At 65.5% G+C, this 14,207-nt stretch carries 12 protein-coding genes; 4 read left to right on the top strand and 8 right to left on the bottom strand.

Annotated features, from left to right (window positions below):
- Positions 1–53: 53 nt before the first annotated feature.
- Genes ACFTWF_RS03770 through ACFTWF_RS03760 form a run of 3 tightly spaced genes read right to left on the bottom strand, consistent with a single transcriptional unit; the run spans position 54 to position 3,584 of the window.
- Positions 54–1,142, bottom strand: coding sequence for a proline racemase family protein (locus ACFTWF_RS03770; protein WP_378459934.1), 1,089 nt, complete (start codon positions 1,140–1,142; stop codon positions 54–56).
- Positions 1,143–1,153: 11 nt separating this feature from the next.
- Complete coding sequence (locus ACFTWF_RS03765) at positions 1,154–2,071, bottom strand: dihydrodipicolinate synthase family protein (RefSeq protein WP_378459933.1); 918 nt, start codon at positions 2,069–2,071, stop codon at positions 1,154–1,156.
- A gap of 37 nt (positions 2,072–2,108) precedes the next feature.
- Positions 2,109–3,584 carry an aldehyde dehydrogenase family protein gene (locus ACFTWF_RS03760; protein ID WP_378459932.1) on the bottom strand — a complete coding sequence of 492 codons (1,476 nt, stop codon included), beginning with the start codon at positions 3,582–3,584 and terminating at the stop codon, positions 2,109–2,111.
- Positions 3,585–3,847: 263 nt separating this feature from the next.
- On the opposite strand from ACFTWF_RS03760, the gene ACFTWF_RS03755 reads away from it, so the two are divergent.
- From ACFTWF_RS03755 to ACFTWF_RS03740, 4 genes are all read left to right on the top strand, one after another.
- Positions 3,848–5,464, top strand: a complete 1,617-nt coding sequence (locus ACFTWF_RS03755; protein WP_378459931.1) for a GMC family oxidoreductase — start codon at positions 3,848–3,850, stop codon at positions 5,462–5,464.
- Positions 5,461–5,967 (top strand): hypothetical protein, encoded by a 507-nt coding sequence (locus ACFTWF_RS03750; RefSeq protein ID WP_378459930.1) that lies wholly within the window; start codon positions 5,461–5,463, stop codon positions 5,965–5,967. Before ACFTWF_RS03755 ends, ACFTWF_RS03750 begins: the two co-directional genes overlap by 4 nt.
- A 194-nt stretch (positions 5,968–6,161) precedes the next feature.
- Positions 6,162–7,673 (top strand): APC family permease, encoded by a 1,512-nt coding sequence (locus tag ACFTWF_RS03745; protein ID WP_378459929.1) that lies wholly within the window; start codon positions 6,162–6,164, stop codon positions 7,671–7,673.
- A gap of 5 nt (positions 7,674–7,678) precedes the next feature.
- Positions 7,679–8,032 carry a hypothetical protein gene (locus ACFTWF_RS03740; protein ID WP_378459928.1) on the top strand — a complete coding sequence of 118 codons (354 nt, stop codon included), beginning with the start codon at positions 7,679–7,681 and terminating at the stop codon, positions 8,030–8,032.
- 11 nt (positions 8,033–8,043) lie between these two features.
- Here ACFTWF_RS03740 and ACFTWF_RS03735 read toward each other — a convergent pair whose 3' ends face one another.
- The 5 genes from ACFTWF_RS03735 to ACFTWF_RS03715 all read right to left on the bottom strand — a co-directional run bounded on the left by ACFTWF_RS03735 (position 8,044) and on the right by ACFTWF_RS03715 (position 14,075).
- Positions 8,044–9,240: an MFS transporter gene (locus tag ACFTWF_RS03735; protein WP_378459927.1), complete on the bottom strand. Its 1,197-nt coding sequence runs from the start codon at positions 9,238–9,240 to the stop codon at positions 8,044–8,046.
- A 37-nt stretch (positions 9,241–9,277) separates the two neighbouring features.
- Positions 9,278–10,237, bottom strand: coding sequence for an ornithine cyclodeaminase family protein (locus ACFTWF_RS03730; protein WP_378459926.1), 960 nt, complete (start codon positions 10,235–10,237; stop codon positions 9,278–9,280).
- A gap of 88 nt (positions 10,238–10,325) precedes the next feature.
- On the bottom strand, positions 10,326–11,234 hold the full coding sequence (locus ACFTWF_RS03725; RefSeq protein ID WP_378459925.1) for a dihydrodipicolinate synthase family protein: 909 nt from the start codon (positions 11,232–11,234) through the stop codon (positions 10,326–10,328).
- A 95-nt stretch (positions 11,235–11,329) separates the two neighbouring features.
- The gene (locus ACFTWF_RS03720; RefSeq protein WP_378459924.1) at positions 11,330–12,946 is read right to left on the bottom strand and encodes an APC family permease; all 1,617 of its coding nucleotides are present in this window, start codon (positions 12,944–12,946) and stop codon (positions 11,330–11,332) included.
- A 238-nt stretch (positions 12,947–13,184) separates the two neighbouring features.
- On the bottom strand, positions 13,185–14,075 hold the full coding sequence (locus tag ACFTWF_RS03715; protein ID WP_378459923.1) for a dihydrodipicolinate synthase family protein: 891 nt from the start codon (positions 14,073–14,075) through the stop codon (positions 13,185–13,187).
- Positions 14,076–14,207: the final 132 nt, after the last annotated feature.

Genomic DNA, 14,207 nt, shown 5'->3' with positions numbered 1-14,207 from the left:
CCGTAGCCCCGCCGATGACGGCGGGGCTACGGGCTTTCGGGGGAGGACTCGGCCTAGCTCGTCGTGTTGACGGTCGGCCTTCCGGGCCACATGTCGCCCACGGTGAAGCCGTGCGCCAGTGGATCGTTCTCGTTGACGACGATGTCTGCGCGGGCGATGATCCAGCCCGTTCCGGTCAGTTCCGGAATGATCGCAGGCCTGCCGTGGAATTCTATTTCCTCGGCGACCTTGGCGATGTACACCTCGTCGATGATCGACTCCATGCGGAACTCCTCGCCGACGGCGAGCTTTCCCTTCGCGCGGAGGGCAGCGATCATCGCGGACGTCCCCGTGCCGCAGGGGCAACGGTCGATCAACGCGGGGAGGCCGGTGGGGTACGCGGGCGGGCCGGGGAGCATCGGCATGACCACACCGTTGCGGCAGTTGTTCTCCGAGAACTTCGGGGGGCCGTAGATCATCACGGCATCCACGGCGCTGAGACCCTGCGCGGCCGGGTTGTCGATCACGACCGACTCGATCGCGGCGGCCCGCACCCGCTCACCCATCTCGCCGATGACGGCGGCGTTGTCGGCGGTGAGCTCGATGCCGAGCGCCTCGGCTTCCACTAGCGCATAGAACATTCCGCCGTAGGCGATGTCGGCGGTGACCGTTCCGACTCCGGGAATCTGGAGGGGAACGTCGAGGTGCGTGGCGTACGAGGGCACGTTGGCCACCGTGACATGTTCGACCTTGCCGGCCGGGCCGATCTTCGCCGTCGCCGTCACGAGGCCTGCCGGGGTGTCCACGTTCACCGTCGTGATGTCGGAGTCGGGATTGACCGGTACCACGCCGGATTCGAGGATCGCGGTGAGGAACGCCAGGATGTTTCCACCCGACATCAGGGGGGCGATCGGGCGCTGGTTGAGGATCACCAGACCGACATCCGCGCGTTCGTCGCACGGCGGAAGCACCAGATCGGCGTTGAGAGCGACGTTGCCGCGGGGCTCCTTCAGCAGCGCGGTGCGGAACCAATCGAGGTTCTGCTCGATGTACTTCTTCTTCTCGAGCATCGTCGAACCCTGGATCCCGAGCTGGTCGAGACCATCGATGACGATGCGACACGGGGCGCCCGAGGAGTGGACGTCGATAACCTTGAATTCCATGACCAGTCCTTCTAGCTTGTCGATGCAGCGATCGCCGATTTCGTGGTGAGCAGTGCGGGGTCGATCTGGGCGATGAACGCCTCGAGCTGCTCGACCTGCGCGTCGTCGGGCATCAGATAGGGCGCCCGGGACACGCCGACATCGCAGCCGAGAATGCGGAGAACGGCCTTCAGCTTGCCGATGTACGGGCCCTCCTGGAAGAACTCGAACAACGGCTTCAGGGTTTGCTCGATCGACGTGACGACCTCGTTGTCGCCGGCCTGAGCTGCGCGGAACATCTTCACCATGCCCGGGCCTGCGACGTTCGCGCCGCCGACGATCGCGCCTCTCGCGCCTCGGAGCAGGGTGCTGCCGACGAACTTGTCTTCGCCGTTGAAGACGGTGAAACCATCGGCGTCGGGGTTGTCGAAGTGATCCATGAGCACGCTCTGGCCCGACGAGTCCTTGAGGAACTTGACCGACGGCACTTCCCGGATCAGCGTCTCGAGAGTGTCGACCTGCCAGGCGAAGTTCATTGCCGGCGGAAAGTTGTAGGCCACGATCGGAAGGGTCGAGGCCTGCGCGACGCCCTTGTAGTAGGGCAGGACGTTGGCGAAGGTGAGCGGCTCGTAGTACGGGGTGGCCAGCATCAGGGCGTCGGCCCCGACCTGCTGCGCGTGCGCGGACAGTTCCGCCGCTTCCCGAGTGCTCGTCGCACCGGTCTGGGCGACGATCGCCATCCGGTGGTCGTTCTGCTCCACGACCACCTCGAGAACCCGCTTGCGCTCCTGATGGGTCATGGCCGCGAACTCGCCGGTGCCGCCACACACGACCAGACCGGCCAGGCCGTCGGCCACGCTGCGGTCGACGAGCGCACGCAGCGCGTCCTCGTCGACCGCGTCGTCGGCGGTGAAGGGGGTGAGCAACGCGGCGAAAATGCCTTCAAGCATTGTTTGATGTCCTTAGCGAAGAGTTAGTGGGAGTCGATCAGAAGAACGACTCGCGCGGAGTCGTGCGGATACCGATGGTCTTGGTCTCGGTGAACTCGCGGAGGCCCTCGGCCCCCTTCTCACGGCCGATCCCACTGGTCTTGTACCCGCCGAACGGAAGCTGAGGCTGTCCCTCGAGGGAGGTGTTGATCTCGATCGTTCCGGTCCGCACGCGGCGTGCCACGGTCAGCGCGGTGTTGATGTTCGTCGTCCAGACGCTGCCGGCCAACCCGTACTGGGACGTGTTCGCGAGCTCGATCGCCTCGTCCACGGACGTGAACCGGGTGGTGGTCAACACGGGTCCGAAGACCTCGTCGCTGAAGATCGGCATGTCGGGGGTCACCTCGTTGAGGACGACCGGCGGATAGAACGCCGTCCCCTCCGGAACCTCGGGGAGCGCGTTGGTGGTTCCGAGCGAGGCGCCGTCCTGCACGGCGCGGTCGACGAACCCGGCCACGAGGTCGCGGTGCTGTTCGGAGATCAGCGGCCCCAGATCGATGGAGGCGTCCGCCGGGTCTCCCACCGACAGCTGGTTGACACGATCGGCCAGGCGGGCGAGGAACTCGTCGGCGATCGAATCCTGCACCAGCAGACGCGATCCCGCGCAGCAGACCTGTCCCTGGTTCATGTAGATCGAGAACAGGACGCCGTCGATCGCCGCGTCGATGTTCGCGTCGTCGAACACGATGGCCGCGGACTTGCCGCCGAGTTCGAGGGACACGCGCTTGAAGTTGACTTCCTGCCCCTTGAGCACCTGCAGACCGGTACGCGTGGAACCGGTGAACGAGATCATGTCGACGTCCTCGCTGCGGACGAGGGTGTCGCCGACGGGAACGCCGTAACCGGTGACCACGTTCAAGGCCGACGCGGGAATGCCGGCCTCGTGTCCGAGCCGGGTCATCTCGATGGCGGTACCGGACGTCATCTCGGACGGCTTGACGACGACGGTGCACCCGGCGGCCAGTGCGAACGGAACCTTCTGCGCGAAGATGATGCTGGGGAAGTTCCAGGGCACGATCGCGCCGACGACGCCCACGGGCTCGTGGACGACCATGGCCTGCAGATCCGAACCGAAGTCCGTGTGCGATTCGCCGGTCAGGTTCTGGGCGAGGGCTGCCGCGTAGGACGTCAGGGTGACGACGCCCTCGATGTCACCGCGGGCGACGCGGGCGGGCTTTCCGCCCTCTTCGATCTCGATCCGGACCAGGGTCTCGGTGTGCTCGGCGATCAGCTCGCTCCACCGCTGGAGGATGCGTGAACGCTGGGTTCCGGACAACCTGGGCCACTCACCCGAGTCGAACTCGTTGCGTGCCGCCGCAATTGCGGACAACGTTTCTGCCGCAGTGCCGTTCGGGAACATCGCGACAACTTCACCAGTCGCCGGATTCACGCGGGAGATGTACCCGTCCGCAGGCGCTACCTCGCGTCCGCCGATGACGTGGGCATGCTGCCTGACACTTTCGGAAACAACCATTGCTACCTACCCGTCGAGTTCAGGGGTATACGACAGACGCCCCGAGAGGCGCCGTGACAACCACACAGTGAAGAAAGCGTTTCGCGATGCTCTACTTCACCACCGACCAGGTAGAATGTCAAGGGTCATATACTACCCATAACCGACTTCCGGCAGCCCTGCGCAATCGCCTCGAACTTGTCGGTCCGCGAGTCTTGCCTCTGCGCTCTCGCCGAGTAAAATACAACCCACTACACGTAACATTCTATAACTGAGGAGCCAGGGTGACTGTAGAACAGCCCGATCAGACACAGGTGCTCGTCATCGGCGGAGGTCCCTCCGGGGCCGTTGTCGCTCACTCCCTCGCCGTCGCGGGCATCTCTGTGACCTGCTTGGAACAGGGCGACTGGCTCAACCCGAACGAGTACGCCGCAAACCACAGGATGTGGGAACTGGTGGCCCGCACTCACTGGGGTCTCGAGCCGCAGCAGCGCCGCAACAAGGCGGACTACCCGCTCGAGGTGACGGACGCCGATCTACCGCCGTCGATGTACAGCGCCGTCGGTGGTTCGACCATCCACTTCGGCGCACTGTGGCCCCGACTGACCGCGTCGGACTTTCACCTGAAGACGCTGGACGGAATTGCGGACGACTGGCCGATTTCCTACGCCGACCTGGCTCCGTTCTACGCCGAAACCGACGCGTTCATCGGTGCGGCAGGTCTCGACGACGATCCCGCCTATCCCGAGGGCCTCGAATTCCCGCAGCCACCGCATCCTCTCGGCAAGACAGGCATGCGTGTCGCGGAAGGCCTCAACAAGCTCGGCTGGCATTGGTGGTACGGGGTCAATGCGATACCCACTCACAAGATCGGCGACCTGGCCGCATGCGCTCGCTGGGGAACGTGCGTGCAAGGGTGTCCGGAGGGCGCCAAGGCCTCGTTCGACCTGGCCTACTGGCCCGCAGCCATCAGAGCCGGCGCGAAGCTGGTGACCGGGGCGCGGGTCAAGCGGGTGCTCACCGACGCCGACGACCACGCGATCGGCGCCGAGTGGATCGACGTCGCCACCGGCGACGTGAAGACCACCCGCGCGGACTACGTGGTGCTGTGCGCGAACGGCATCGGCACCGCCCGGCTGCTGTTGATGTCGGGCAACGACGAAAAGGGCCTCGCCAACTCGTCCGGCCTGGTGGGCAAAAATCTGATGCTGCACCCGAATTCGATGGTTCTCGGCTACTACGAAGACGATCTGGAAACGTGGCGCGGTCCCCTCGGCGCGATCATCAGCTCGATGGAATTCTATGAGACCAACCTGGACCGCGGCTTCTACCGAGGACTGAAGCTGCACGCGTCCACCGCCCCCGGACTCATGATGAGCGGTGTCGAACCGTCTCGCACCCTCGGATTCGACGCACTGTGGGGTGAGAACTTCCATCAGATAGTCGACGACGCACGGAGCACGGTGCTGTGGGCATGCAACATCGAGGACCTGCCCGAGGAAAGCAACCGGGTCGAGCTCGACTACGACCTGAAAGACAGTTCCGGTCTCCCGGCAGCGAAAATCCACTACAAATACAGTGAGAACACACTGAAGATCCGAGATTTCGCCATCGAGAAGATGAGCGAGGCCCACTACGCGGCCGGCGCCAAGCGCATCCTCCCGATCGCGGAGATGCCGGGCGAACCCGGTCACCTGCTGGGTACGGCACGGATGGGCGACGACCCGGCCACATCGGTTGTCGACTCGATGGGCCGCAGTCACGATATTCCCAACCTTCGCATTGCCGACGGCAGCATCTTCGTGACCAGTGGGTCTGCAAATCCGACAAGTACGATCATTGCCCTCGCTCTGCGGATCGGCCGCGATCTGGTGAGCGAAATCCAGGAAGGCTCGAAATGACCCGATCGACTTCGGTTGCCTCACCGCAGATCCAACGACTGTCTGCGCCGACCGTCCGGAAGACTGCCCGCCGCAATCTCACCGAATCCGAACTGCGCGACCTTCGCCGCATCGCGGCATCCCTGATCCCCGGTGTTCCGGGGCGCATCGCGGCCGATCAGGTCGCGACGTTCGACGATCTGGTTCATGAGGCTTTGGCCATCATGGACCCGCACTTCGACTCGATCGTGGCCGCGATCGACCGCATGAGCGATGTCGAGGACGCCGACATGTTCGCCGCACTCCGCGCCCTCGACGCGGAGTCGCCCACACTGTTCTACCCGCTGTCGCTTCTGGTGGCCGGCGTCTACCTGTACTCGCCGGAAGTCGAGGCGGTCCTGCAGTACCCGCATCCGCACCGAAATCCAGCGGGAGCCATGGAGGCAGCGGACGAGATCGAATCCGGCATTCTGGATCCGGTGATCGAACGCGGGCCCATCTACGTGGCGGCGCCTACCGAGTAGGTCCCGAAAGTCGGGCTTCAACCGAATCAATTGCCACCGCTCACATGCGGGCTCGAATGCCGCTGCGTCTCGTCGCGCAGCGGCATTTGCGCGTTTGCGCGTGAACCCGGTGTAAATCCTCGCCCGTGCCCTTGACAGCAGTGTGTTGCCGGTCATATGTTACCGATCACACCTTACGGAAGAATCGAGCGACGATGTCGATTTCTCAGAACGAGATTCCACAGCAGACCGCAGCCGCCCCGCACGACGGCGCCCCCACCGACCACGGGTTGAAGAAGAACTCGCTCGGCGTCTCGGCGATCGTCTTCTACATCATCGCCGCGGCGTCACCGCTGACCGGTGTCGTCGCGATCGTCCCGATCATGATCGGCCTCGGCAACGGTGCCGGCACGCCCGCCAGTTTCGTGGTGGCAGCCGGAATTCTCGTGCTCTTCGCCGTCGGGTACCTGGCAATGGGTCGCCACGTCACCAACGCCGGCGCGCTGTACTCCTACGTCACGTGCGGGCTGGGCCGGGTCACGGGCCTCGGATCGGCATCCCTGACGGTGTTCTCCTACAGCAGCATCCAGTTCTCGCTGTACGGCGGATTCGGGTACTACCTCAGCAGCCTGGTCCGGAGCGTCACCGGACTCGACGTGCCCTGGTGGGCATGCGCCGTGCTTGCCATGGTGTTGTGTCTCGGGCTGGGTCTGCGGGGCGCCCACGCGGGCGGAATGATTCTCGGAATACTGATCACGCTCGAGTGCCTGATGCTGATCGTGCTCGGCGCCGGCATCGTCTTCAGCCCCGATACCCACGCTGCCGACGGACTCACGCTCGAGCCGTTCAGCGTCTCGGCTCTGTTCGCTTCGGGAGTCGGCGTGTCGGTCATGTTCGCGCTCACGACGTTCATCGGGTTCGAGGGCAGCGCGATCTACTGCGAGGAAGCGAAGAATCCCCGGCGCACGATTCCGCGGGCCACGTATTTCGCCGTCGTCTTCATGGCCGCCGTCTACGCGGTGACCTCGTTCCTGATCGTCAACGCGACCGGCACCGCCGACGCCAAGGGCATCGCACAGTCCGAGTCCGGAAACCTCATCTTCTTCGTCAGCGGACAGGCCCTCGGTCCGTGGGCGGCACACGTGTTCCAGGTGCTGATCGTGACGGCCATCTTCGCCGCGATCGTCACCTTCCACAACAACCTCTCGCGGTACCTGTACGCCATCGGACGCCAGGGGCTGGTGTGGAAGCGGCTCGGGCACACGAGCCGCGTGAACAAGACCCCCCACGTCGCCGCGGTCACGCAGACGATCAGCGCCGCCATCGTCGTCCTCGCCTTCGCCGTGATCGGTCTCGACCCCTACACGACCCTGTTCACCTGGCTGGCGGGCATCGGGACCCTCGGGATCATCGGAGCCCAGACCATCGCCGCCGTCGCGATCCTCGTGTTCTTCCGGCGCACCAAGGTGGATACCCGACTGTGGCACACCAAGATCGCACCGACCCTCGCGATCCTCGGGATGCTGGCCATCTTCGTCGTGGCAGTGAGCAGCGTCGAACTCCTGCTCGGGACGTCGGGCCCACTGACCGTGATCCTGGTCGGACTGGTGCCGGCCAGCGCGCTGCTCGGCATCGGATACGCACTGTGGATCCGCGCCCGATCGCCGCAGAAGTACGAACAGATGCGGGTGCTGCTCACCTCGAACGACTCCACCACCCCGGCGTAGGCAGCGTGGCACAGGAAGGGCGGTCGGGCGGTCCGCCCGACCGCAGTCGTTCCGGCGCCGAGGGGTCGTTGCTGATCGAGTTCGCCCGGACGTGGGCGCCCTACGGCGGCCCTCCCGAGCAGGACCTTCTCGTCCACTTCGGAATGACAGCGGACCGGTTCATCGAGCGTCTGTGGCACGTGGTTCCCGAATCGGACTGCACCCCGGCCGAGATACGTCACCTCGAGCGTGTGTACCCACGCGATTGGCACGGTCCGGCCGAATCGGTCGCACCGATCGCCGACGGTGAACTCGCCCGCCGATTCGATCGACGCGCAAGCACCCCGGCCGCCGGCCTCACCCGACGCAGGTGGTGGTAGGGCCGTCGGAGCTATCGCGATCCGCGCGGGGTGGAGGCGGCGGCTCCGGACGCGAGCACTGCCAGCCCCGCGGCGCCCAGCACTGCGTAGAACGAGTTGAGCAGCCCGAAATGCTCACCGAGAAAGCCCAGGAACGGCGGACCGACGAGGAACGCCGTGTAGCCGAGAGTGGACACCGCCCCGACCTGTTTCGCGGCCGCGCCTTCCATCGAGGACGCAGCCGAGATGGCGAGGGGAAATCCGAGCGCCACCCCGACACCCCACAGCACACAGCCCGCGACCAGGGCAACGGTGGGCAGTCCGCTCGACAGAACGACCACCAGCACACCGATCATCGCGATCACGGCCGACGTTCGGATACAGGTGACGCGGCCGAATCGGTCCACCAGGCGTCCGCCGAGCAGGCGTGTGACCGTCATCGACGCCACGAACACGATGTAGCACGTCGACGCGGCGGCGGGGGAGAGCGAATAGCCGTCCACTACCGACAGCGGCAGCCAGTCGTTGGCCGTTCCCTCGGCGAAGGCCATACCGAGCGCGACGAGACCGATGAGGAGAATCTGCGGATTCCGCCACACCGTGACGCCACGACCCGCCGACTCGCCCGGTTGGTCCTCGACAGTTCCGGTGTGCGGAGGGAGGAAACGGACCACTCCCACGCCGCAGCCGGCGACCACACCCGCGACCACGCCGAGGTGTATCACCAGCGACACTCCCAGGAACTCGGCCAGGGCGCCGAAACCGGCACCGAGCAACGTGCCGAGGCTGAATGCCCCGTGCAACAGGGGCAGAAAACTGCGGTTGCGTCGAACCTCGAGCGCGGAACCCTCGACGTTGAGCGCCACCTCCCCGATGCCGGAGCCGGCGCCGATGAGGGCGAGCCCGCCGGCCGCGAGCGGCACGGAGGACGCCGCCGCGCCCAGCCCGAGCAACGTCGTGCCGGCGCACATGGCGACTGCCGACCCGGCAACGGAGACTCGGCCGCCGAGACGCGACACCGCCCGGCCGGCCACGAAGAGACCCGCCATGGAACCGACGGCCACGCACAGGATGACGATCCCCATCCCGGCGGTCGACACTTCCAGGGCCGAACGAATCGCCGGGGTCCGAGCAACCCAGGACGAGACGACGACACCGATGCTCATGAAGCCGGCGAACGTGGCAATCTGCCACCGGCGATCCGAGCGGACCGCGACATCGACCGACAAGGCAGAGCTCCAATCTCCGCGAGTGTTGGCCGATGTTCTAGAGCGCTGACGGGATACGGCTCGACGCCACTTCGTAACAGTGCGACGCGACCACGACGTCTTCCCACGACATTCCGATGCCGTTGTAGACGAGCGGGCCCGACTCGGGCACCGAGGCCCGGCCGTTCACGAGGTCGGCGACATTCGGCAGTGGCCGCGACTTCCACTCGTCGACGGTTCGGGCGGGTACGAGATTTCCGCCCTCCCGCAGTGCCGAGGCGCGGGCTTCGACGAATACGTGTGAGCGCCGGACGAGACCCGGATCGAGCTCGCGGGCGTCGAAGCCGTGAGATCCGATGGCCGCCACGACCGCGGTGTCCGGCACGAGGTCACCGTCGAAGAGCGGAGTCGACGAGGAGGTGGCGCACAGGATCAGGTCTGCGTCGGCCACATCGGACACCGCACCTGCGCGAACCGTGCTCCCGTCGGGTCGCGCATCGACGAACCGCCGGGCCTTGTCCGGGGTGCGCCCGACGACCACGACCTCGTCGATGGCGAACGTCGCCGTGAAGGCATCGATGTGGCGGTGCGCCTGGGGCCCCGTGCCGAACACCACCAGGCGTCCGACCGACGACCTGCCGTCGCGATGCGGTCGGCGCGGCTCCAGCAGGTGGGAGACCGCGAGCGTGGTGACCGCGGGAGTGCGGACCAGGGTCAGCTCGACGCCGTCCAGGGTGGCGAGCGGGGCGAGCGTCTCCGCGTCGAAGAGAACGTACATGCCCTGGATCTTCGGAAGGCCCCGCGACGGGTTGGACGGTGCCAGCGTGAGCACCTTCGTCCCACAGTATTGCCCCGCCGCGGTGGGCATGATCAGGAATTCGCCGTCGGGAAGGGGACTGAAGAGTCGAGCGCTGTCGCCTTCCGGGTCGAAACCGGACCGGAGAACCGCACCGAGATGGCGGGCAGCGCCGGGGGCGTCCACGAGCTCGGCGATCGACCGTGCGTCGAGATGAATCACGTTGTCCTTTCCAGCGTGCGGCGGTACTCACATTAGTAATCGGTTACATTTTACACGTCACCCGCACACCGGTCGGAACTCGGCGCACTCAGGCCAGCTTCGCGAGGATCCCCTCGAGCTCGGCGAGCGACGACGCCGACAGATCCTGAGCGGGGCGACGCACGGTCGAACCCACCGGAACTCCGACGATCCGCAGCGCGTGCTTGATCGCGCTCGCGTAATGGTTTCCCTCGGCAAAGGTGAAGAACGGCAGGAGGCGGGACCACTCGTCGATCAGCGCCGAGTGATTACCGTCGGCGGCAGCCGCGTACATGGTGGCGAATTCCCGGGGGAAGACCTGCGACGCCCCGTTGACCACACCCACCGCGCCCATGAGAAGGGCCGGAGCGGTGTGGCTGTCACTGCCGGAGAAGACCCCGACCTTGCCGTCCAGGGACGTGGCGATCCCGTGGACCTGCCCCAGATCACCCGCGGAATCCTTGACGTATTCGACCGACGGCACCGCCGACACGAGTTCCGCCGTCAGCTCCGGAGTGAAGTTGAATCCGGTCGCGTACGGGTAGTTGTACGCCATGAGCGGTAGATCGACTACCGCGGCGATGGCCGAGAAGTATTCGATCACCTGGTCGATGTTCAGCGGCTCGTAGTACGGCAATCCGACCATGAGGGCGCCGGCGCCTGCTGCGGCCGCATGCTCGGAATGCTCGATCGCCTCCGTCGTGGTCATGGCTCCTGTCTGCGCCACGACCGTGACCTTGCCGGCGCTCTGCTCGGTGACGATCTCGACCGCCCGTCGGCGCTCTTCGATTGTCAGGGAGTTGAATTCGCCTGATCCGCCGCACACGACGAAGCCGTTGACGCCGCCGCTCACGGCGTGGTCGACCACAGTCCGCAGGGCCTTTTCGTCGATCTCGCGCGCGTCCTCGCTGAACGGCGTGACGAGGGCGGGGAACACTCCGCGCAGCCCGCCGAAGCGTGCAACCGTTGATTCGGGCATGGGTTGAATCCTTTCTCAGATGTAAATACCGGTCGCCGCTCCCGCCTCCTGCGGAGCAAGGACGGGAGCGGCGATCATGTGGCGAATGCGTACCGTCAGGCGGACGGGGATCCTGCACGATCCGGGGCTTCGAACACCCGGTCGTCGACCGCTTCAGGTGCGGCCTGCGCGTGCCCCGCGGCGTCGACGGTTGCCGTGTGTTCGGCGACGGGGACGTCCTTGCCGTCGCGGTGCAGGTAGAAGTAGATCGCCCAGCCGATGGAGAGCGCAGCGCCGACGAAGACGAAAGCGCCCCACTGGAAGTACCACCCGGCATCGCCGTAGATCTCGACCCGCGGCCACATCAGGTTGATCAGAGCGACGATCTGGAACACGACAGCAGCGATGTTGATGGTCGTCGCCAGGCTGCCGAGATTGAAGTAGGGGCCGTGGTCGGGCTTCGGCCACTGCTTCTTGAACCGCCGGATGAGCAGCGACACCGTGACGATGAGGTACGCGATGTAGAACAGGACCAGCGCGATGGACGCGACGGTGGTGAACACCTGCTGGTTACCGACGTTCACCAGGAGCAGGGCGACCGGTGCGACACCGAGCAGAATCGAGGCGCCCACCATGCTTCGGGTCTTGGAGTTGACGCTGGCCAGCCGATTCGAAAACGGGAGCTTGCCGTCCCGAGCCATCGAGAACACCATGCGAATGCCGGCGGCCTGGACCGCAAGCGCGCAGACACACATCGAGATCGCCACGGCAACCAGGAACAGCTTGGCGAAGGTTTCGCCGAGCACCGCCTTGAGCACGTAGGGCAAGCCCTGCGCGGCGATCATGTCGAGGTTGTTCTGACCGAGGATGTCGGGCATCGCCATCTGGGCGGCCAACACGAGGGCGGCACCCAGGATCGCCGATACGACGAGCGCGCGGATGATCTCGCGGGGCGCGAACCGACGGGGGTTGGACGTCTCCTCGGCCAGCGCTCCCGCCGCGTCGAAGCCGCAGTAGATGTTGACCGCGAACAGGCTGGCGATGAGCATCGCGCCGAAGATGCCCCACGACGTCGAGTACGCGCCGTCGGTATGGGTGACGATGTCCGGTCCGCGCTGCGCCTTGGCGAACAGGACCAGGATGAGCACGGTGCAGCCCACGAGTTCGGTGAACACGCCGATGTTGTTGATGAGGGCCATGAGCCGCACACCCAGGATGTTGATGACCGTCGCCGCGATCAGGAGGATGCTGCCGAGGAGGACGGCATTACGGGCGCCGTCCACGGTCGAGTAGGTGCCGATGTCCGCCGCGGTTCCGAAGACCTGAAAACCACTCCAGATCTGCGGCAGCACCACCTGCAGACCGACCGCCGGTCCGGTCACCGCGACCATGCTGCTGAGGATCATGACCCAGCCCGCGGTCCACGCCGCGAAGGGCGAGGCGATCTGTTTCGTCCATTGATAGATGCCGCCGGCGATCGGATACTGCGACGCCAGCTCCGCGAACAAGAAGGCGACCAGCAGCTGGCCGGCGACGACGATCGGGATCGACCACCAGAATGCCGGGCCGCCGAAACCGAAGCCGAAACCGAAGAGCATGAAGACTCCGGTCAGGATGGACAAGAAGCTGAATCCTGCTGCGAATGAGGAGAACTTACCGAGGCTGCGATCGAGTTCCTGTTTGTATCCGAACTCGGCCAGGTAGTCGATCTCGTCGGTGGATGAGCGCGTCATCTTGATTCCTTGCTGAGACTGTGTGTGGGGATGGCGAGAACTGGCGCCACTGCTCAGTGCAAGCCCTGTAGCGCTAATGTGTCAAGGATAACATTTTACCGATAACGTGTGAAGCCAAAAATGTTGTTTGACCAGCGGTCGACAGAATCGTGACCGCGCGCGGATGGGCAGCCGGCAGCGCCGGCCGCCCACGGCCCGTCGTCTACGCGAAGGTAGTGGTAACGGCGTCGGCGCGTGGCTACTTGTAGCCGTCGGCAAGCGCCTTCTCGGTGTCCTTGCGAACGGCGGCGGCGACCTCGGGTGCGAGCGGGGCACGGGGGGCGCGGCACACGCCGCCCTTGCGTCCCGCGATGTCCATGGAGAGCTTGATGGCCTGGACGAAACCGGGCTTCGAGTCCCAGCGCAGCAGGGAATGCAGGTCGCGGTACATCGGGAGGGCCTTGTCGAGGTCCTTTGCCACGGCGAGGTCGAACAGTTCGACGCAGCTGGCGGGGAGCGCGTTCGGGTAGCCGGCAATCCAGCCCTTGGCACCGGCGACGGCCAGTTCCAACAGCACGTCGTCGGTGCCGACGAGAACGTCGAGTTCCGGTGCGAGTTCCCCGATCTCGTAGATTCGGCGGACGTCGCCACTGAATTCCTTGATCGCGGCGATCAGGCCGTCACGGTGCATGCGAGCCAGCAGTTCGGGGGACAGGTCCACCTTGGTGTCGTGGGGGTTGTTGTAGGCCACGACGGGAATGCCGACCTCCGCGATCTGTGCGAAATGGTCGTAGACGATTGCGTCGTCGGCGCGGTAGGCGTTGGGCGGCAACTGCAGGATCGCCTGCGCGCCGGCGTCCTTGGCGTGCTGCGCCCAGTACACCGATTCCCGGGCCCCGTAGGCGCCGGTGCCGGGGACGACCGCGAAACCCTCGGGTGCGGCTTCCACCGCGACCTCGACGACCTTGGCGCGCTCCGCGGGATCGAGGCACTGGTACTCACCGAGCGATCCGTTGGGGGTGATTCCCGAACACCCGTTGGCCGCCAGCCAGCGCACGTGCTCGGCGAACGCGCCGAAGTCGACCGAAAGGTCGTCGTTGAACGGCAGCGCGCTGGCCACCACCACTCCGTGCCACGGTTGCTTGCTCATGTCGCGATCCTCATTTCGTCTGTTGTCGACAATGTGCGATAAGTGTGCAGCGTCAAGTGCACGGCGTCAACCGTCACGTGTGAAATCGATCGCAGGACGCCTCGGTCACGAGTCGATCACGAGTGCCATTGC

The organism is Rhodococcus sp. NPDC056960, from assembly GCF_042674125.1.
Taxonomy (GTDB): Bacteria; Actinomycetota; Actinomycetes; order Mycobacteriales; family Mycobacteriaceae; genus Rhodococcus_F.
Note: the sequence above shows the minus strand (reverse complement) of the source record. Positions and strands in the feature narration are given on the sequence as shown.